The sequence below is a fragment of the Streptomyces sp. NBC_00102 genome (assembly GCF_026343115.1).
GTDB lineage: Bacteria > Actinomycetota > Actinomycetes > Streptomycetales > Streptomycetaceae > Streptomyces.
This window is the reverse complement of sequence record NZ_JAPEMC010000001.1, coordinates 6,148,907-6,167,834: the sequence shown is the minus strand read 5'-3', so window position 1 is coordinate 6,167,834 and position 18,928 is coordinate 6,148,907. Positions and strand designations below refer to the sequence as shown.

The window sequence follows — 18,928 nt, the reverse complement described above, 5'->3', positions numbered from 1 at the left end:
TCGCACTCCGCGGGCGGGTGGGTCCAATACCGAATGGGCCCTGATCCGGGGCGATCGGTGTCTCAATCGGTCGTGGTCTGCCGCACGGGCGGAGTGGGCAGCGCGTCGGCGGCCACGGCGAGCACCGCACGCAGGGCGGCCGAGGGGTTGTCCTCCCGCCAGGCGAGTGCGGTGTGCCGGCGTACGGGCGGACCGGCGAGGGGGCGGTGGACGAGTCCGTTCTGCTGGATGTGGCCGCAGGAGCTGACGGTCAGGGTCACGCCCACTCCGGCCGCGACCAGCGCCATGATCGTGTACGAGTCGGGGGCCTCCTGGACCACGCGCGGGGTGAACCCGTGGGCCGCGCAGGTCTGTTCCATCGCGTCGCGGACGGTGGAGCCGGCGTCGGCCGGGAAGGAGACGAAGGGTTCGTCGGCGAGTGCGCCGAGCGGCACGGCGGGCAGACCCGCGAGCGGGTGGTCGGAGGGGAGTGCGCAGATGATTTCCTCCTCGCCGATCACCCGGTGGGCGACGCCCGGTCTGCTCACCGGCAGCCGTACGAACCCGAGGTCGAGCGAGCCGTCGGCGACCCGGGCCAGGGCCACGTCGGCGTAGGTCTGGCCGGTCATGACGAGTTCGAGGCCGGGGTGGGCGGCCCGGACGGCGCGGGTGAGTCTGGGCAGGGTCTCGTGGGAGGAGGCCCCGGCGAAGCCGACGGTGACCTTGCCGTACTCGCCTCGCCCGGCCGCGCGGGCGACTTCCACGGCGGTGTCGAGTCCGGCCAGGATCTCGCGCACGGGTTCGAGGAAGGACTCCCCCGCGCTGGTCAGGCGTACGGAGCGGGTACTGCGCTCGAAGAGCTGGACGCCGAGTTCCTTCTCCAGGCGGCGGATCTGCCGGCTGAGGGGCGGCTGGGCCATCCGGAGCCGTCGGGCGGCGTGGCCGAAGTGCAGTTCCTCCGCCACCGCGACGAAGCCCATCAGATGGCGCAGTTCCACAGGATTCCCCCCGTCCGGAGCGGACCGGCCGGCAGGCGGTACGGGACGGTCCGGTCCGGTCCGGACCCGAGGGTAACGCCGTGGCCCCGGCGGGCGGCACGCGCGGTGGGGCCGGTGCCCCGTCGGTCGGGGCCCACCCGGCGGTCAGCCCCTGCCCGACGCGGCACTACCGCGGCGGCCCCGGCCGCCGGGCGGAGCCGTGGACCGTGTCGTCGGCCGAGCCGTGGACGGGGTCCGTGTGCTCCTGGGTCTCCTTGTCGGTGCGGTGCGCCTTCTGCTCCTTGGACTCCCTCGGCTCCTTGTCCCAGGCCGCGTGGAGCCGGGACTTCAGGTCGTCCGGGGGCAGGAAGCGGGACCAGCGTTCCGGGTACTCGGAGGGCATGTCGCCGCCCTCGTCGGGGCCGTCCTCGTCGTCGGCGTACATCGCCCAGGCCGAGGGCCGGGTCCGGGCCACGAATTCGGCGGCCTGCGCGGCCCGGGCGAGGTCGTTGGCCTCGCGTGCCGCGGCCGTGGCCAGGGAGGGCCACACCCGGTCGATGGCGGCGTTCACGGCGGCCCCGACGAGCACGGCGAAGGCGGAGACGCCGATCCACAGGAGTACGGCGATGGGGGCGGCGAGCGAGCCGTAGATCGTCGGGCCCTCGACGGTGCTGGTCAGGTAGAACCGCAGGACGAAGCTGCCGATCACCCACATGCCCAGGGCCACCAGGGCTCCCGGGACGTCCTCCATCCACGGCGACCGCACGGGGACGGACACGTGGTAGAGGGTGGTCAGGAAGGCGATGGTCAGCAGGATGCCCAGGGGCCAGTACATGACGGCGAGGAGCTCGGTGCCCCAGGGGACCAGTTCGACCACCCGGTCCGGGCCCGCCACCAGCAGCGGCAGCACCACCGCGCCCAGGAGGAGGGCGACGACGTACAGCAGGAAGGCGAGCAGACGGGTCTTGACGATGCCGCGCTGGCCGTCGAGTCCGTACATGACGGTGATGGTCTCGACGAAGACGTTCACCGCGCGGGAGCCCGACCACAGGGCGATGGCGAAGCCGATGGAGATGACGTCGGGGCGGGCCCCGTTGGTGATGTCGTCCAGGAGCGGCTTGGCGAAGTCGTTGACACCGCGCTCGGAGAGGACGGTCTGCGCGGCGTCGAGGATGTTCCGCTCGATGGAGGCCACCGTGGTGGTGGAGGTCCAGTCGTCGACGTATCCGAGGAGGCCGATCAGGCCGAGCAGCAGGGGCGGCAGGGACAGCAGGGTGAAGAACGCCGCCTCGGCCGCGAGCCCGAGAATGCGGTACTCCATGCACGAGTTGACGGTGTCCTTGAGCAGATGCCACGCCATCTGCCGCTTGGAGACATTGCGGTAGAGAACTCGGGCACGGTGGAGCCGGCTCGATCTCCGCTCGGGTGTTTCATTTGCTGCCTGCACGTCCTTACCGTATCGGCATGGCAGCCACCACCCACACAGTGACCAATCAGGTACCGCCGCTGGTCGGCTACGACGTCTTCGGCGCCGACCGCGCCCTGTCCGAAGCGGTGGAACGACATCTGGCGCCCGGAATCCTGCTCCAGGCACGGCAGGAGCTGACCACGCTCGGACAGGCGGCCGGATCGGCCCAGGTTCAGGAGTGGGGAGAGCGGGCGAACGAGAATCCACCGAAACTGCGCACTCACGACCGGTACGGACACCGGATCGACGAGGTCGAATTTCACCCGGCCTGGCACCGGCTGCTGGGACACGCGGTGACCGCCGGGCTCACCGACGCCTGGGGCAGGGAGGGCGGTCACGTGCGGCGGGCGGCGGGCTTCCTGGTCTGGACGCAGGCCGAGGCGGGGCACGGCTGCCCGCTGTCGATGACGCACGCGGCGGTGCCCGCGCTCCGTACCGACCCGGCGCTCGCCGCCGTGTGGGAGCCGCTGCTGACCTCGCACGTGTACGAGGAGGGGCTGCGGCCCGCCGCGGAGAAGTCCGGGGTCCTCTTCGGCATGGGGATGACCGAGAAGCAGGGCGGCACCGACGTCCGCTCCAACACCACCCGGGCGGAGCCGCTGGCCGCGGAGGGCGAGTACCTGCTCACCGGGCACAAGTGGTTCTGCTCCGCGCCGATGTCGGACGGCTTCCTGGTACTGGCCCAGGCGCCGGGCGGTCTGACCTGCTTCCTGGTGCCCCGGGTACTGCCGGACGCCACCCGGAACGTGTTCGCGATCCAGCGGCTCAAGGACAAGCTGGGGAACAAGTCCAACGCGTCGGGCGAGGTGGAGTTCGACGGGACGTGGGCCCGCCGGGTCGGCGAGGAGGGCCGGGGGGTGCGCACCATCATCGAGATGGTCGCGGCGACCCGCCTGGACTGCGTGGTCGGCTCCGCCGCGCTGATGCGGCAGGCGGTGGCGCAGGCGATCCATCACAGCACCTACCGGAGCGCGTTCGGCGGGCTGCTGATCGAGAAGCCGCTGATGCGCAACGTGCTGGCCGACCTCGCGTTGGAGTCGGAGGCGGCGACGGTGCTGGGGATGCGGCTGGCCGCCGCGTACGACGCGGACACCGAGGAGGAGCGGGCGTTCCTGCGGCTCGCGGTGCCTGCCGCGAAGTACTGGGTGACCAAGCGGTGCACCGCGGTGGTGGGCGAGGCGTTGGAGTGCCTGGGCGGCAACGGGTACGTCGAGGAGTCCGGGATGCCCCGGCTGTTGCGGGAGGCGCCGCTCAACTCCATCTGGGAGGGCTCCGGCAATGTGCAGGCCCTCGACGTGCTGCGCGCCCTCCAGCGGGAGCCGAGGGCGCTGGACGCGCTGCTGCGGGAGGTCGGCAAGGCGCGGGGTGCCGATCACCGGCTGGACGCGGCGATCAAGGATCTGCTGACGGAACTGGCCGATCTGGACGGCGTGGAGGCGCGGGCCCGGCGGATCGTCGAGCGGATGGCGCTGGTGCTCCAGGGTTCGCTGCTGGTGCGCTGGGCGCCGCCGGAGGTGGCCGACGCGTTCTGCGCCTCGCGGCTGGGCGGTGACTGGGGTTCGGCGTTCGGGACGCTGCCGCACACCCTCGACCTGGCGTCGGTCGTCGCCCGGGCCCGGCCGGTCGTGGACACCCGCTGAGGCACCGCGTCACAGCGAAAGAGGGTGGTGCTGCGCCGACACGGCACCACCCTCCCCGCCGGTGCTGCACCGGGCGGCGCCGACGCGAAGCCGCGCCGAACGGTGTGGACACATTCTCACCCTTCGCCCGAGGCTTGGCCAGAGTTGCAAAGGGTTGCAAGCGGGGCGGGCGTGTGGAACTGCGGGCCCCCGCCGGCGCCAGGATGAGTACCTTGGGACCTCGACCGGGGCCCGAGGCGCCTTTTGTGGGGGGAAACCCGTGAAACCAGCGAGGGAGACAGTCCCTGCCCCAACGTCCCCGCCGGCTCCCCGGCGGGCGCCCGCCGACGCGGCACGTGCTCTGCGCACGGCCCGTGAGGCCCGGCTGTCGGGCCGGGGCACGGGTGCGGCCGCGCCCCGGGCGGAGATCGACGCCTCCTGGTCCCGGGTGCTGCGCAGCGGGGTGGACCCGGAACGGGCGCCCGAAGGGCCGCTGATGGAGGCCGGGGAACTGGAGCACCAGCGGCGTGCCACGGCGCTCGGCACGGTCATGCCGCTGCTGCGCGAGGGGCTGGCCGCGTTCGCTGACGGTACCCGGCAGATCATGGTGGTCAGCGACGCGCAGGGGCGGGTGCTGTGGCGGCAGGGCGACCGTTCCGTGATGCGGCGGGCGGAGGGCATCCTGCTGGAGGAGGGCGCCACGTGGACCGAGCCGGTGATAGGGACCAACGCGATCGGTACGTCGCTGGCCGCGCGTACCCCCGTTCGGGTGCACTCCGCGGAGCATTTCGTGAACGCCCTGCAGAGCTGGACGTGCGCGGCGGCGCCGGTGCGCGACCCGCGTGACGGGCGGCTGATCGGTGTCGTCGACATCAGCGGTCCGGAGTCCACCTTCCACCCGGCGACGCTGGCACTGGTGGACTCGGTGGCCAAGCTCGCCGAGAGCGAGATACGCAACCGTCATCTGGCGACGATCGAACGGCTGCGGTCGGTGGCCGCGCCGATTCTCTGCCGGATCGGTGGGCGGGCCCTCGCCGTGGACACCCACGGGTGGCTGGCGGCGGTGACCGGGATGCCGCCGGTGGACCGGCTGCCGCTGCCCAAGTCGCTCGCGCCGGGCCGGGTGTGGTTCCCCTCGCTGGGGATGTGCCGGGTGGAGCCGCTGCCCGGGGGCTGGCTGGTCCAGGTGGTGGACGGGGCGTCCGGAAACGCCTCGGACGGGCCGCCGCGCCGGGTGGTGCTGGACCTGGGGCGGGCCGGGCAGCCGGTGGTGCACGTGGCGGGTCCGGTGGACACCTGGACGCAGCGGCTCTCGCCCCGGCACGCGGAACTGCTGTACGCGCTGGCCCTGCGCAGGCAGGGGTGTACGGCCTCCGAGCTGGCGCGGGACATCTTCGGCGACGGCACCCGCACGGTGACGGTACGCGCCGAGATCTCACGGATGCGCCGTCACCTCGCGGAGGTGCTGGCCCATCGCCCGTACCGCTTCCGCGAGGGGGTGGACGTGCAGGTGGTGCACCCGGAGGAGCCGGCCGATCTGCTGCCGCACTCGACCGCGCCGGTGGTGGTACGGGCCAGGGCGTCGGCGGGGAGCGCCTGAGGGGAACGCGCCCGTGCGGTCCCGGGGCCGCCGGCCCGGGTGCCTCCGGCTCCGGCGCGTCCGGCCCAGGTGCGTCCGGGGGCCCGCCGCTCAGGTCCGGCGGCCGTCGTGGTTCGCTGACGCCCATGAACAACCCCGATCGCCCCACGGCTCCCACCGCTCCCACGCCTTCCACCGTCGACGTGACCACCTGGTCGCTGGAGCAGACCTCTCCCACCGATCTCGCGCCGGCGAAGGTCCCGGACGACGACGTACGGATCGTCCGCGCCGGGGTGCCGTCGCCGGAGTTCAGCCGTTTCCTCTACACGGCGGTCGGCGGGGACGTCCGGTGGACGGACCGGCTCGCGCTGACGTACGCGCAGTGGCGGGAGATCGTGGACCGGCCGGGGGCCGAGACGTGGGTGGCGTACGTCGACGGGACGCCGGCCGGGTACGTCGAGCTGGACCCGCAGGACGACGGCGTCGTGGAGATCATGTACTTCGGGCTCCTGCCCGCCTTCCGGGGGCGCCGGATCGGCGGCCATCTGCTCAGTGAGGGCACCGCGCGCGCCTGGGACCTCGCCGAGCGGTGGCCCGGACGGCCGGCGACCCGGCGGGTGTGGGTGCACACCTGCTCGCTGGACGGGCCGCACGCCCTGGCCAACTACGAGCGCAGGGGATTCAGTCTCTTCGACACGAAGGTGGCCCAAGAGCCCGTCGGCGCGACGCCGGGGCCGTGGCCGGGGGCGCACGCCCGGTGAGGAGCGGGGTTCGGGGAGGCCGCGCGCACGCCCTCCCCGAACCGCCCGCCGTCAGTTGACGGCGAGGACAGCCGTGTTGTTCGTGAGGTCCGGGTCGAAGTCGTACGGCCCGTCGCCGAACTCGCCGTACACGGGGTGGAGGCTCACCGCGCCGGTCGCACCGGGCACCACGGTGTCGACGCGCACCGAGAACGCGAAGGTGCGCTGAGTGTCCTCCAGCACCCAGTACCGCAGTTCGCAGTCGTAGCGGGGGGCGCCCGTACGCTTCGGGTAGTAGCCGCCGGTGAGGGTGTGCGGGGAGCAGGCCTCGGGCACACCGGTGACGGTGGTGCCCTCGGGCACGATCAGCCGGACCTCGGAGACCGGGTCGCCGGAGCCGAGGTTGCCGAACCAGGCGGGTCCGTCGTTCTTGAACGTGAGCTCGGCGGTGACCGTCCGGCCGGCCTCGCCGGAGACGGCGTCACCGGTCACGGAGAAGTCCGCGGTGTTCTCGGCGGCGATCCGGACGATCCTGTAGTCGTTCCCGGGGTCGAGGTCCTGGGCGCCGTCGCCCGGCTCGACGTCGATGTCGAGCCGCTCGTCCATCGCCTGCGGGGCGAGTCGCACCGTCAGCGGCTCGGGCAGCTCGAAGGAGTCGCCCGGCGCGAGCACGTCGTCGAACGCGCAATCCACGTGGTTGAAGGGCGCGTAGTCCCCGCCATCCGTCGTGGTGTAGGTGCAGGCGTCGTACCGGGTCGGATCCGTCAGGCCGTAGGAGGCGGTCAACCCGAGGGTGAACCCGTTGGCGCTCTCGGTGCCGTTGTTGGTGATCCGCAGCGGGATCGTCCGCTCGTCGCCGGGGCGGCCCTCCTCGATGCCCGTGATGGGCTCGATCGCGAGGTCGGGCCCGGTGGCGACGGTGAGGGTGGTTTCGAAGCTCTCGGTGGGCGCCGTGAGCGTGCCTTCGGGGCCGCCCGTGGCGGTCGCCCCGTAGGTGATCGTGCCCCGCGCTCCGCCCGCGGCGCCGTCCGCCGCACGCACCGTCAGGACCACCTGGTCCTCCCCGGTCGTCGGCACCACGGGAATGTCGCACACCGCGATCGCTCCGCTCGGCGTGCAGTTGTCGGGCCAGGTCACCTCGGCGATTCCGGCGAGGCCGGAGACGTCGACGGTGAGGCTGCCGTCGGTCACCGTGAAGTTCGCGTTGTCGTGGTAGATGCCGATGCCGAGCTCGCGGGACTGGGGCCGACCGCCGTCGATGCCGAGCGGCAGCGTCTGCTCGTACGGCGCGCTGATCCACAACTGGTCCGTCTGCGGCGGGTCTTCGTCGGCGAACGCGGGTGCGGCGAGGCCGGCCGTCAGCAGGCCGGCCGCCACCGCGACGGTGACTCCGGCTCTGGGACGTACCCGGCGTCCGGCGGAGAACAGTCTCATTGCTACCCCCAAGGCTGTGGTGCCGCGATCGACGCGTCGGCAGCCCCGGCGCGCCGAGGTGATCATGGCATGACAGGGTTCGCAGCGCGCCCGGGTTTTCCGCCCGGTCCCGGTCGGCATCCGGCCACCGAAGGGCCTGTCCATCGGACCTGAGCGCGCCGACGGCCCGCGCGGCCGGACCCGCACCCGCGGGGGCGCGCAGCGCGCCCGCCGCGGAGCCGACCCCGGCCCGGAGCCTCTGACCGAAACTCGACGGTCGGCGGGCCGACCCATCGGTCAGTCATGATCACGGGAAGCGGCGGCGGCCGTACCGCGGCTCCCGAAGCCGGACTCCGGACAGAGACCCGTCCTGGGAAGATATGGGGACGAACGAGAGCCTCCGGGACACTCCCACGGGTGGCGCACACCACACTGTCTCACCGTGCGAGACGATCTCGTCCGAACTATGGACAGGTGTGGACTGGCCGGAGATGCGCGTGACACGCTTCCGTCATGTCTGGAACTGGAATTGCTTTGGTGAGTCGACGCCACGTCGACCTCTGCCGCATGTCCAGCGCCATCTGTCCGGCGGGCTGAGAGTCCCAGCACCGCCGCGCTCCCCCTCCTCTGCAAGCCCCGCCGCACCACCGCGTCCACGCGAGTGCGCAGCTCAGAGCCGCCCTCCCGCAGTCCCGAAGGACGTATTGTCATGGCCGCTACCCCTGAACAGCCTGCGACCACCACGCCTCGCCGCAAAGCCGGACGCCACCGCGGCGAGGGCCAGTGGGCGATGGGGCATTACACCCCTCTCAACGGGAACGAGCAGTTCAAGAAGGACGACGACGCTCTCAATGTGCGGGCACGCATCGAGAACATCTACTCCAAGCGCGGTTTCGACTCGATCGACCCGAACGACCTTCGTGGACGCATGCGTTGGTGGGGTCTGTACACCCAGCGCAAGCCCGGTATCGACGGCGGCAAGACCGCGGTGCTGGAGCCGGAGGAGCTGGACGACCGCTTCTTCATGCTCCGCGTACGCATCGACGGCGGCCGGCTGACCTCCGCCCAGCTGCGGGCGATCGGTGAGATCTCCCAGCAGTACGCCCGCGGCACCGCGGACATCACGGACCGTCAGAACATTCAGCTGCACTGGATCGCCATCGAGGACGTCCCGGCGATCTGGGAGAAGCTGGAGGCCGTCGGGCTCTCCACCACCGAGGCCTGCGGCGACTGCCCCCGCGTGATCATCGGTTCTCCGGTGGCGGGCATCGCGGCCGACGAGATCATCGACGGCACGCCGGCGGTGGACGAGATCCACGAGCGGTACATCGGCAGCAAGGAATTCTCCAACCTGCCGCGTAAGTTCAAGACCGCGATCTCCGGTTCGCCGGTGCAGGACGTGGTCCACGAGATCAACGACATCGCTTTCGTCGGTGTCGAACACCCCGAGCACGGGGCCGGGTTCGACGTCTGGGTCGGCGGCGGGCTCTCCACCAACCCGCGGTTCGCCGAACGCCTGGGCGCCTGGGTGCCGCTGGACGAGGTGCCGGACGTGTGGGCCGGGGTCGTCGGTATCTTCCGCGACTACGGCTACCGCCGACTGCGCACCCGCGCCCGGCTGAAGTTCCTGATGGCCGACTGGGGCCCCGCCAAGTTCCGTCAGGTGCTGGAGGACGAGTACCTCAAGCGTCCACTGCTCGACGGTCCCGCCCCGGCGCAGCCCACCTCCCGGTGGCGCGACCACATCGGCGTGCACGAGCAGAACGACGGGAACTTCTACGTCGGCTTCGCCCCGCGCGTCGGCCGGGTGGACGGTGCCACGCTCACCAAGATCGCGGACCTCGCGGCCGCGCACGGTTCGGACCGGCTGCGCACCACCGTCGAGCAGAAGATGATCGTCCTCGACGTGGCGCCGGACCAGGTCGAGTCGCTGGTCGAGGGGCTGGAGGCGCTGGACTTCCAGGTCCGTCCCTCGTCCTTCCGGCGCGGCACGATGGCCTGCACGGGCATCGAGTTCTGCAAGCTGGCGATCGTCGAGACGAAGGCGCGCGGTGCCTCGCTCATCGACGAACTGGAGCGCCGTCTCCCGGAGTTCGACGAGCCGCTCACCATCAACATCAACGGGTGCCCCAACGCCTGTGCCCGCATCCAGACCGCGGACATCGGTCTCAAGGGTCAGTTGATGCTGGACGGCGAGGGCAACCAGGTCGAGGGCTACCAGGTGCACCTGGGCGGCGCGCTCGGCCTGGAGGCCGGGTTCGGTCGCAAGGTCCGTGGCCTGAAGGTCACTTCGGCCGAGCTGCCGGACTACGTCGAGCGGGTTCTGGGCCGTTACCAGGAGGAGCGCGAAGAGGGCGAGCGCTTCGCCACCTGGGCGGCGCGGGCCACGGCGGAGTCGCTGTCATGAGCGAGCGAGCCGCGCCGTTCTACTGCCCGTACTGCGGCGACGAGGACCTGCGCCCGCACGAGACCGGGCACGGCGCCTGGGAATGTGCGTCCTGCAACCGCGCGTTCCAGCTGAAGTTCCTGGGCCTGCTGACCCAGGGACTGCTGCGCAACGACGGTGAAGGGAAACGGACATGACGAACACCCTGCGGGCCGACGGACTCACCGAAGCGGAGCTGGAAGAGCTCGCCGGGCGGGCGGGACGGGAGCTGGAGGACGCCTCGGCGCTGGACATCCTCACCTGGGCGGCGGACACCTTCGGCGAGCGGTTCTGTGTCACCTCCTCCATGGAGGACGCGGTGGTCGCCCACCTCGCTTCCCGGGCCCGGCCCGGCGTGGACGTGGTCTTCCTCGACACCGGCTACCACTTCCCCGAGACCATCGGGACGCGGGACGCGGTGGAGGCGGTGATGGACGTCAAGGTCATCACGCTGACGCCTCGCCAGACGGTGGCCGAGCAGGACGCGGAGTACGGACCGGCGCTGCACGACCGGGACCCCGACCTGTGCTGCGCGCTGCGCAAGGTGAAGCCGCTCGAAGAGGGACTGACCGGATACACCGCCTGGGCGACCGGGCTGCGCCGCGACGAGTCACCGACCCGGGCGGGCACCCCGGTGGTCGGCTGGGACGCGAAGCGCCGCAAGGTGAAGGTCTCGCCGATCGCCCGCTGGACGCAGGACGACGTGGACGCCTACGTGCTGGAGCACGGGGTGCTCACCAACCCGCTGCTGATGGACGGTTACGCCTCCGTCGGCTGCGCTCCCTGCACCCGCCGGGTGCTGGAGGGCGAGGACGCGCGCGCCGGCCGCTGGGCGGGGCGGGGCAAGACCGAGTGCGGGCTGCACGGCTGATGACGACTGATCAGGAGATATCGATGAGCGTGACGGGGACGGGAGCCACCGTCTGGCTGACCGGTCTGCCGAGCGCGGGCAAGACCACCATCGCGTACGAACTCGCGGGCCGCCTGAAGAGCGACGGCCACCGGGTGGAGGTCCTCGACGGCGACGAGATCCGGGAGTTCCTCTCCGCGGGCCTCGGCTTCTCCCGCGAGGACCGCCACACGAACGTGCAGCGGATCGGCTTCGTCGCCGAACTGCTCGCGGCGAACGGCGTGAAGGTGCTGGTTCCGGTGATCGCTCCGTACGCGGACAGCCGTGACGCGGTCCGCAAGCGGCACCACTCCGAGGGCACCCCCTACCTGGAGGTGCACGTGGCCACGCCGGTCGACGTGTGCTCCGTGCGCGACGTGAAGGGGCTGTACGCCAAGCAGGCCGCGGGCGAGATCAGCGGCCTCACCGGGGTCGACGACCCCTACGAGGCGCCCGAATCACCCGACCTGCGCATCGAGTCGCACCAGCAGACCGTGCAGGAGTCCGCAAGCGCGCTCCACGCGCTGCTCACCGAGAGGGGCCTGGCGTGACGTCCGTCGCCACCGTGCCGGAAGGCACCGTCAACCCGTACGCGCTCAGCCACCTGGACTCCCTGGAGTCGGAGGCGGTGCACATCTTCCGTGAGGTGGCGGGGGAGTTCGAGCGGCCGGTGATCCTCTTCTCCGGCGGCAAGGACTCCATCGTGATGCTCCACCTCGCGCTGAAGGCCTTCGCCCCCGCCCCCATCCCCTTCACGCTCCTGCATGTCGACACCGGGCACAACTTCCCCGAGGTCCTCGACTACCGCGACCGCGCCGTCGCCGCCCACGGGCTGCGCCTGCACATCGCCTCCGTCCAGGACTACATCGACGCCGGAACCCTGCGCGAACGCCCCGACGGCACCCGCAACCCGCTCCAGACCGTCCCCCTCACCGAAGCGATCCAGCAGCACCGCTTCGACGCCGTCTTCGGCGGCGGACGCCGCGACGAGGAGAAGGCCCGCGCCAAGGAACGCGTCTTCTCCCTCCGCGACGAGTTCTCCCAGTGGGACCCCCGCCGCCAGCGCCCCGAACTCTGGCAGCTCTACAACGGCCGCCACGCCCCCGGCGAACACGTCCGCGTCTTCCCGATCTCCAACTGGACCGAACTCGACGTCTGGCAGTACATCCAGCGCGAGCGCATCGAGCTCCCCGAGATCTACTTCGCCCACCACCGCGAGGTCTTCGACCGGGGCGGCATGTGGCTCACCGCAGGCGACTGGGGCGGCCCCAAGGACACCGAACCCACCGAAACCCGCCTCGTGCGCTACCGCACCGTCGGCGACATGTCCTGCACCGGAGCCGTCGACTCCGACGCCACCACCCTCGACGCCGTCATCGCCGAAATCGCCGCCTCCCGCCTCACCGAACGCGGCGCCACCCGCGCCGACGACAAGATGAGCGAAGCCGCGATGGAAGACCGCAAGCGCGAGGGGTACTTCTAAATGACCACCACCACAACGCCGTTGGCCGAAACCACCCTGCTGCGCTTCGCCACCGCCGGCTCCGTCGACGACGGCAAGTCCACCCTCGTCGGCAGGCTCCTCCACGACTCCAAGTCCGTCCTCACCGACCAGCTGGAGGCCGTCGAGCACGCCTCCCGCAACCGCGGCCAGGACACCCCCGACCTCGCCCTCCTCACCGACGGCCTGCGCGCCGAACGCGAGCAGGGCATCACCATCGACGTCGCCTACCGCTACTTCGCCACCGCCCGGCGCCGGTTCATCCTCGCCGACACCCCCGGCCACGTGCAGTACACCCGCAACATGGTCACCGGCGCCTCCACCGCCGAACTCGCCGTCGTCCTCGTCGACGCCCGCAACGGCGTTGTCGAACAGACCCGCCGCCACGCCGCCGTCGCCGCCCTCCTGCGCGTCCCCCACGTCGTCCTCGCCGTCAACAAGATGGACCTCGTGGACTACCAGGAACCGGTGTTCGCAGCGATAGCGAAGGAGTTCACCGCGTACGCGGCCTCCCTCGGCGTCCCGGAGATCACCGCGATCCCCATCTCCGCGCTGGCCGGGGACAACGTGGTGGACCCGTCCGCGCACATGGACTGGTACGGCGGCCCGACGGTCCTGGAGCACCTGGAGACCGTCCCGGTCAGCCACGACCTCACGGCGTGCCCGGCACGCTTCCCGGTGCAGTACGTCATCCGGCCGCAGACCGCCGAGCACCCGGACTACCGCGGCTACGCGGGCCAGATCGCCTCCGGCGTGCTGCGGGTCGGCGAGCCCGTCACCGTACTGCCCTCGGGTCGTGTGTCGACCATCGCGGGCATCGACGCGCTGGGCGTGAGCGTGGACACCGCGTGGGCCCCGCAGTCGGTGACCGTGCGGCTCTCGGACGACGTGGACGTCTCGCGCGGCGACCTGATCGCCCCGAGCGGCGACCTCCCGGCCTCGACCCAGGACGTCGAGGCGACCGTCTGCCACGTCGCCGACCAGCCGCTCTCGGTCGGGCAGCGGGTGCTGCTCAAGCACACCACCCGCACGGTCAAGGCGATCGTGAAGGACATCCCCTCGCGGCTCACCCTCGACGACCTCTCCCAGCACCCCGCCCCGGGGCAGCTGGTAGCCAACGACATCGGGCGGGTGGTGGTCCGTACCGCCGAACCGCTCGCGCTCGACGCGTACGCCGACTCCCGGCGCACCGGATCATTCCTGTTGATCGACCCCGCGGACGGTACGACCCTCTCGGCCGGAATGGCGGGCGCCTCGTTCGCCGAAGCCGTCCGGGGCGGGTCCACGCCCGAAGCGGCCGAAGACGACGCCGAATGGGACTTCTGATGAGAACCGATTTCTTCTCCTCCTTCGCGAAGGAGGGCGGTCGTGTGGGCAGCGGTGCCCTCGGCAGCGGCCAGGGCGGGGTGGCGCGATGTGCGCGATGACGTACGCGCACTGCCTGCGCGCCCTCCCGCACCTCACGCACCGCCCGTACCGCCGAAGACCTGCCGACCGCCCGGCCGCTTCCCCGGAGACCCGAGGGACGTAGAGCCCGGCCAACGAGAGGAAAGCCTCCCGTGCCAGCCACCCGTACCACCGTCCGCCGCAGCCTGCTCGCTGCCGCCGCACTGCCGCTGCTCGCCGTGGTTCTCACCGCCTGCGGCTACGGCTCCGAGTCGACCGACGACGACTCGAAGAAGACGGACGCCGCCGCCACCGCCGGGGCGGAGAAGCTCTCCGCGGACACCGTGAGCATCGGGTACTTCCCGAACCTCACGCACGCCACCGCCCTGGTCGGAGTCCAGGAGGGCACCTTCCAGAAGGAGCTCGGCGGCACCAAGGTCAAGACGTCGACCTTCAACGCCGGCCCGTCCGAGATCGAGGCGCTCAACGCCGGTTCGATCGACATCGGCTTCATCGGCCCCTCGCCGTCCATCAACGGCTTCACCAAGTCCCAGGGCAAGGGCCTGCGGATCATCGGTGGTTCGGCCTCCGGTGGCGTGAAGCTCGTCGTCAACCCGGACAAGATCAAAACCCTGGCCGACCTCAAGGGCAAGAAGATCGCCACCCCGCAGCTCGGCAACACGCAGGACGTCGCGTTCCTCAACTGGATCTCCGAGCAGGGCTGGAAGGTCGACGCGCAGAGCGGCAAGGGCGACGTCTCCGTCGTCCGCTCGGACAACAAGGTGACGCCGGACGCCTACAAGGCCGGTTCCCTGGACGGCGCCTGGGTGCCGGAGCCGACCGCGTCCAAGCTGGTCTCCGAGGGCGCCAAGGTGCTGCTGGACGAGACGACGCTGTGGCCGGACAACAAGTTCGTCATCACCAACATCATCGTGTCGCAGAAGTTCCTGACCGAGCACCCCGACGTGGTCGAGGCGGTCCTGCGCGGTTCGGTGAAGACGAACAAGTGGATCAACGAGAACCCGGACCTGGCCAAGGCGTCCGCCAACAAGGCACTTGAGGCCCTGAGCGGCAAGGCGCTCCCGGCCGAGGTCCTCGACCCGGCCTGGAAGTCGATCCTGGTCACCAACGACCCGCTGGCCGCGACGCTGAACGCCGAGGCCGACCACGCGGTGAAGGCCGGTCTGCTGGAGAAGCCCAACCTCGACGGCATCTACGACCTGACCCTGCTCAACAAGGTCCTCAAGGCCGAGGGCGAGCCCGCGGTCGACGACGCCGGACTCGGCGTCAAGTAGGGCGTGTTGTGAAAGTTTCACCTGTCGGGCGACGCCCGGCACGCACGCTCGCCACGTTGTCGGAATCGCCCCGATACATCCAGTATCGGGGCGACCCTCCGCCTTGCGATCGCACGCACCGGACGACGCCCGACCCGCCCTCCGGGCGGCCGGCGCTACTTTCACAACACGCCCCAGTCCGCCCGCCCACCCGAACCAGGATTCCCAGGAGGTGACGACCATGGCGACCAGCACCCTCACCAAGGCCGAGGACCGCGCGTCGGTCGAGCACGCCGCTCGTATCAACCACGTATCGAAGTCCTTCGCCGGACCCACCGGTCAGCAGCTCGTCCTGGACGACATCACGCTCGATGTCGCTCCCGGCGAGTTCGTCACCCTCCTGGGAGCCTCCGGGTGCGGCAAGTCGACGCTGCTCAACCTGGTGGCGGGACTCGACCGCCCGTCCGCGGGGTCCATCGAGACCCCCGGCGGGCGGCCGGCCCTGATGTTCCAGGAGCACGCCCTCTTCCCGTGGCTCACCGCGGGCAAGAACATCGAACTCGCCCTGCGGCTGCGCGGGGTGTCCAAGGCCGAGCGCCGCCCCGAGGCGGAGCGGCTGCTCGAACTCGTGCGCCTGGGCGGGGCGTACGGCAAACGGGTGCACGAGCTCTCCGGCGGCATGCGCCAGCGGGTCGCGATGGCCCGCGCGCTCGCCCAGGACAGCCAACTGCTGCTGATGGACGAGCCGTTCGCCGCGCTCGACGCGATCACCCGTGACGTACTGCACGACGAACTCACCCGGATCTGGCGGGAGACCAACGCCTCGGTCCTCTTCGTCACCCACAACGTGCGCGAGGCGGTGCGTCTCGCTCAGCGGGTCGTGCTGCTGTCGTCCCGGCCGGGACGGATCGCCCGTGAGTGGACGGTCGGCATCGAACACCCGCGCCGCATCGAGGACTCCGCCGTCGCGGAGCTGTCCGTCGAGATCACCGAAGAACTGCGTGGGGAGATCCGCCGCCATGGCCAGCACTGACATCAAATCCGCCGACCCGGCGGGGACCGCCAAGCGGGACGACCTCGCGGGTCTGGAGGCCGGGCTCGACGCGCTGGACGCCGTCCAGTCGCACCGTACCCCGGTGCGGGAGGTCCTCGTCAGCAAGGTGTTGCCGCCGGTCCTGGCGGTCGTCCTGGTCGTCCTGGTCTGGCAGGTCCTGGTCTGGGCGAAGGTCACCGACGACTACAAGCTGCCGCCGCCCGCCGCCGTCTGGGACAGCGCGCAGGACATGTGGGTCAAGGGCACGCTGCTGGAGGTGATCTGGACCAGCGTCTCGCGCGGCCTGCTCGGCTTCGTGCTCGCGGTCCTCATCGGTACGCCGCTCGGCCTGCTCGTCGCCCGGGTCCGGGTGGTCCGCGCGGCGATCGGCCCGATCCTCTCCGGCCTCCAGTCGCTGCCCTCGGTGGCCTGGGTCGCCCCGGCCGTCATCTGGCTCGGCCTGGTCGACCGGACGATGTACGCGGTGATCCTGCTCGGCGCGGTCCCGTCGATCGCCAACGGTCTGGTGTCCGGCGTCGACCAGGTCCCGCCGCTCTTCCTGCGCGCGGGGCGCACCATCGGCGCGACCGGGCTGCGCGGCACCTGGCACATCGTGCTGCCGGCGGCGCTGCCGGGCTATCTCGCGGGGCTCAAGCAGGGCTGGGCCTTCTCCTGGCGCTCGCTGATGGCCGCCGAGATCATCGCCTCGTCCCCCGATCTCGGCCTGGGTCTCGGGCAGTTGCTGGAGAACGGCCGCAACAACTTCGACATGCCCGGGATCTTCCTGTCGATCCTGCTCATCCTGTTCGTCGGTGTCGCGATCGACCTGCTGATCTTCAGTCCGCTGGAGCGGTGGGTGCTGCGCAGCCGCGGTCTTCTCGTCAAGAACTGAGTTACGTCCATGCGCGCACCCGTCCTTCTCGTCATCGCCCACGGCAGCCGCGATCCGCGGCACGCGGCGACCGTGCACGCGCTCACCGCGCGGGTACGGTCGCTGCGGCCGGGGCTCCGCGTGGAGACGGGGTTCCTCGACTTCAACGCACCGTCGGTGCCCAGGGTGCTGGAGCGCCTGAACTCCCCGAGCTCATCGGGTACGGAAGAAGTCGTCGCGCTGCCGCTGCTGCTCACCAGGGCTTTCCACGCCAAGAGCGACATCCCCTCGGTGCTGCGCGAGGCCCGGGCCCGGCTGCCCCGGCTGCGCGTCCGGCAGGCGGGCGTCCTCGGTCCCTCCCCACTGCTCCTCTCCGCGCTGGAGCAGCGGTTGCACGAGGCGGGTCTCACCCCCGCCGACCGATGCTCGACGGGGCTGGTTCTGGCCTCGGCGGGCTCCACGGACCCGGAGGCGATCGCAGTGATCGCTGAAATCGCGCGGGAGCTGCGGCACACCGGTTGGTGCGCCGTGCGGCCTGCGTTCGCCTCCGCCAACTCGCCCGGCGGGTTCCCCCGCACCGCGGACGCGGTGCGGGCGCTGCGCGCCGACGGGGTGGACCGGGTGGCGGTGGCACCGTACGTCGTCGCACCCGGCCGGCTGCCGGACCGGATCGTCGCGGGGGCGGCCGAGGCCGGCGCCGACGCGCTCTCCGAGGTGCTCGGAGCCGCCCCGGCCCTGGCCCGGCTGCTGCTGACGCGGTACGACGACGCACGGGCGGCCCACCCGCTCTCCCTGTCGGCCTGAAAGCGCCCCCGCGAGGCCGACCCGACTCCCTGTCCACATCCCGGACCGATATGGTCCACGTGTCGGATGCATGGATGTAAGGAGCACTCATCGTGACCACGACCCCCGTCACCACCCCCCTCTCCTTCCCCGCCGGGCCCTCCACCGCGCCTTTCACCGAGGAGCCGGTACCGGTGATCCACGCCGACGAGGTCGCCGTGGTCCGTGACGGCCGGGCGATCCTGGACACCGTCTCGCTCACCGTCCGGCAGGGCGAGCACTGGGCGCTCCTGGGTGCCAACGGCGCCGGGAAGAGCACCCTGCTGGGGCTGCTCGGCGCGGTCACCCACCCCACCCGGGGCACGGTGCAGGTGCTCGGCAGGACGCTGGGCCGGGTGGATCTGCGGGAGCTGCGTACGCTGCTCGGGCACGTCAACCCCCGGCACCCGCTCCAGTCCGCCCTGACGGTGCGTCAAGTAGCTCTGACGGGTCTCACCAACTCGGTCGAACCGCTGCCGCGTTGGTCGCCGACGGCGGAGGAGCGGGCGCGGGCGGACGAGCTGCTGGCGATGCTCGGGATGGGCGGCAAGGAGGCCTCGCGCTGGCTGTCGCTCTCCCAGGGTGAGCGGGGCAGGACGCTGATCGCGCGCAGCCTGATGCCGAGCCCCCGGCTGCTGCTCCTCGACGAACCGGCAACCGGCCTGGACCTGGCGGCCCGGGAGCAGCTGCTGGACAGCCTGGACGCCCTGCGCGAGGAGCATCCGGAGCTGGCGACGGTGCTGGTCACGCACCACCTGGAGGAGCTGCCCGCGTCCACGACCCACGCGATGCTGCTGCGCGGCGGGAAGTGCGTGGCGTCGGGGCCGGCCGACGAGGTACTGACCACGGACCGGGTCAGCGACTGCTTCGGCCATCCGGTGCGCATCACGCGTACGGACGGCCGCTGGAGCGCACGGGCGCAGCGGGTAACCCGCCGCTGATCCGGGGCACG

The 18,928-nt window shown here is 71.5% G+C and carries 18 protein-coding genes; 15 read left to right on the top strand and 3 right to left on the bottom strand.

Going from position 1 to position 18,928, the window contains the following annotated elements:
- Positions 1–62 precede the first annotated feature (62 nt).
- Both OHA55_RS27065 and OHA55_RS27060 read right to left on the bottom strand, forming a co-directional pair.
- Complete coding sequence (locus OHA55_RS27065; protein WP_266710267.1) at positions 63–977, bottom strand: LysR substrate-binding domain-containing protein; 915 nt, start codon at positions 975–977, stop codon at positions 63–65.
- 166 nt (positions 978–1,143) lie between these two features.
- On the bottom strand, positions 1,144–2,403 hold the full coding sequence (locus tag OHA55_RS27060) for a YihY/virulence factor BrkB family protein (RefSeq protein ID WP_266710266.1): 1,260 nt from the start codon (positions 2,401–2,403) through the stop codon (positions 1,144–1,146).
- Between the two features lie 17 nt (positions 2,404–2,420).
- Here OHA55_RS27060 and OHA55_RS27055 point away from each other — a divergent pair, with 17 nt between their 5' ends.
- From OHA55_RS27055 to OHA55_RS27045, 3 genes are all read left to right on the top strand, one after another.
- Positions 2,421–4,064, top strand: a complete 1,644-nt coding sequence (locus OHA55_RS27055) for an acyl-CoA dehydrogenase family protein (protein ID WP_266710265.1) — start codon at positions 2,421–2,423, stop codon at positions 4,062–4,064.
- 340 nt (positions 4,065–4,404) lie between these two features.
- Positions 4,405–5,643, top strand: a complete 1,239-nt coding sequence (locus tag OHA55_RS27050; protein WP_266711183.1) for a GAF domain-containing protein — start codon at positions 4,405–4,407, stop codon at positions 5,641–5,643.
- Positions 5,644–5,768: 125 nt separating this feature from the next.
- Positions 5,769–6,383 carry a GNAT family N-acetyltransferase gene (locus OHA55_RS27045; protein ID WP_266710264.1) on the top strand — a complete coding sequence of 205 codons (615 nt, stop codon included), beginning with the start codon at positions 5,769–5,771 and terminating at the stop codon, positions 6,381–6,383.
- 51 nt (positions 6,384–6,434) lie between these two features.
- On the opposite strand, the gene OHA55_RS27040 is transcribed toward OHA55_RS27045, so the two are convergent.
- Positions 6,435–7,796 carry a hypothetical protein gene (locus OHA55_RS27040; protein ID WP_266710263.1) on the bottom strand — a complete coding sequence of 454 codons (1,362 nt, stop codon included), beginning with the start codon at positions 7,794–7,796 and terminating at the stop codon, positions 6,435–6,437.
- Positions 7,797–8,288: 492 nt separating this feature from the next.
- On the opposite strand from OHA55_RS27040, the gene OHA55_RS36535 reads away from it, so the two are divergent.
- The 12 genes from OHA55_RS36535 (at position 8,289) to OHA55_RS26985 (ending at position 18,917) form a co-directional block, all read left to right on the top strand.
- Positions 8,289–8,372, top strand: a complete 84-nt coding sequence (locus tag OHA55_RS36535; protein ID WP_309544410.1) for a putative leader peptide — start codon at positions 8,289–8,291, stop codon at positions 8,370–8,372.
- 112 nt (positions 8,373–8,484) lie between these two features.
- Positions 8,485–10,182, top strand: a complete 1,698-nt coding sequence (locus tag OHA55_RS27035) for a nitrite/sulfite reductase (protein WP_266710262.1) — start codon at positions 8,485–8,487, stop codon at positions 10,180–10,182.
- On the top strand, positions 10,179–10,358 hold the full coding sequence (locus OHA55_RS27030; RefSeq protein ID WP_266710261.1) for a hypothetical protein: 180 nt from the start codon (positions 10,179–10,181) through the stop codon (positions 10,356–10,358). The genes OHA55_RS27035 and OHA55_RS27030 overlap by 4 nt, the downstream gene beginning before the upstream one ends.
- Positions 10,355–11,071, top strand: a complete 717-nt coding sequence (locus OHA55_RS27025) for a phosphoadenylyl-sulfate reductase (protein ID WP_266710260.1) — start codon at positions 10,355–10,357, stop codon at positions 11,069–11,071. Before OHA55_RS27030 ends, OHA55_RS27025 begins: the two co-directional genes overlap by 4 nt.
- On the top strand, positions 11,071–11,640 hold the full coding sequence (gene cysC / locus OHA55_RS27020) for an adenylyl-sulfate kinase (protein ID WP_266710259.1): 570 nt from the start codon (positions 11,071–11,073) through the stop codon (positions 11,638–11,640). The genes OHA55_RS27025 and cysC overlap by 1 nt, the downstream gene beginning before the upstream one ends.
- The gene (gene cysD / locus OHA55_RS27015) at positions 11,637–12,572 is read left to right on the top strand and encodes a sulfate adenylyltransferase subunit CysD (protein ID WP_266710258.1); all 936 of its coding nucleotides are present in this window, start codon (positions 11,637–11,639) and stop codon (positions 12,570–12,572) included. The genes cysC and cysD overlap by 4 nt, the downstream gene beginning before the upstream one ends.
- Positions 12,573–13,916 (top strand): sulfate adenylyltransferase subunit 1, encoded by a 1,344-nt coding sequence (locus OHA55_RS27010; RefSeq protein WP_266710257.1) that lies wholly within the window; start codon positions 12,573–12,575, stop codon positions 13,914–13,916.
- A 233-nt stretch (positions 13,917–14,149) separates the two neighbouring features.
- Positions 14,150–15,271: an aliphatic sulfonate ABC transporter substrate-binding protein gene (locus OHA55_RS27005; RefSeq protein WP_266710256.1), complete on the top strand. Its 1,122-nt coding sequence runs from the start codon at positions 14,150–14,152 to the stop codon at positions 15,269–15,271.
- A 220-nt stretch (positions 15,272–15,491) separates the two neighbouring features.
- A complete protein-coding gene (locus tag OHA55_RS27000) occupies positions 15,492–16,283 on the top strand; it encodes an ABC transporter ATP-binding protein (protein ID WP_266710255.1) in 792 nt (263 codons plus the stop codon).
- On the top strand, positions 16,270–17,175 hold the full coding sequence (locus tag OHA55_RS26995; RefSeq protein WP_266710254.1) for an ABC transporter permease: 906 nt from the start codon (positions 16,270–16,272) through the stop codon (positions 17,173–17,175). Before OHA55_RS27000 ends, OHA55_RS26995 begins: the two co-directional genes overlap by 14 nt.
- 9 nt (positions 17,176–17,184) lie before the next feature.
- The gene (locus tag OHA55_RS26990; RefSeq protein WP_266710253.1) at positions 17,185–17,958 is read left to right on the top strand and encodes a sirohydrochlorin chelatase; all 774 of its coding nucleotides are present in this window, start codon (positions 17,185–17,187) and stop codon (positions 17,956–17,958) included.
- Positions 17,959–18,155: 197 nt separating this feature from the next.
- On the top strand, positions 18,156–18,917 hold the full coding sequence (locus tag OHA55_RS26985) for an ABC transporter ATP-binding protein (RefSeq protein WP_266711181.1): 762 nt from the start codon (positions 18,156–18,158) through the stop codon (positions 18,915–18,917).
- Positions 18,918–18,928 lie beyond the last annotated feature (11 nt).

Excerpts from the sequence above, each read along its gene's own strand:
- OHA55_RS27010 (WP_266710257.1), top strand. The coding sequence starts at position 12,573 with ATGACCACCACCACAACGCCGTTGGCCGAAACCACCCTGCTGCGCTTC.
- OHA55_RS26990 (WP_266710253.1), top strand. The coding sequence starts at position 17,185 with ATGCGCGCACCCGTCCTTCTCGTCATCGCCCACGGCAGCCGCGATCCG.
- OHA55_RS27030 (WP_266710261.1), top strand. The coding sequence starts at position 10,179 with ATGAGCGAGCGAGCCGCGCCGTTCTACTGCCCGTACTGCGGCGACGAG.
- OHA55_RS27045 (WP_266710264.1), top strand. The coding sequence starts at position 5,769 with ATGAACAACCCCGATCGCCCCACGGCTCCCACCGCTCCCACGCCTTCC.
- OHA55_RS27035 (WP_266710262.1), top strand. The coding sequence starts at position 8,485 with ATGGCCGCTACCCCTGAACAGCCTGCGACCACCACGCCTCGCCGCAAA.
- OHA55_RS27025 (WP_266710260.1), top strand. The coding sequence starts at position 10,355 with ATGACGAACACCCTGCGGGCCGACGGACTCACCGAAGCGGAGCTGGAA.
- OHA55_RS36535 (WP_309544410.1), top strand. The coding sequence starts at position 8,289 with ATGTCTGGAACTGGAATTGCTTTGGTGAGTCGACGCCACGTCGACCTC.
- OHA55_RS27000 (WP_266710255.1), top strand. The coding sequence starts at position 15,492 with ATGGCGACCAGCACCCTCACCAAGGCCGAGGACCGCGCGTCGGTCGAG.
- OHA55_RS26995 (WP_266710254.1), top strand. The coding sequence starts at position 16,270 with ATGGCCAGCACTGACATCAAATCCGCCGACCCGGCGGGGACCGCCAAG.
- OHA55_RS27055 (WP_266710265.1), top strand. The coding sequence starts at position 2,421 with ATGGCAGCCACCACCCACACAGTGACCAATCAGGTACCGCCGCTGGTC.
- OHA55_RS27040 (WP_266710263.1), bottom strand. The coding sequence starts at position 7,796 with ATGAGACTGTTCTCCGCCGGACGCCGGGTACGTCCCAGAGCCGGAGTC.
- cysC (WP_266710259.1), top strand. The coding sequence starts at position 11,071 with ATGACGACTGATCAGGAGATATCGATGAGCGTGACGGGGACGGGAGCC.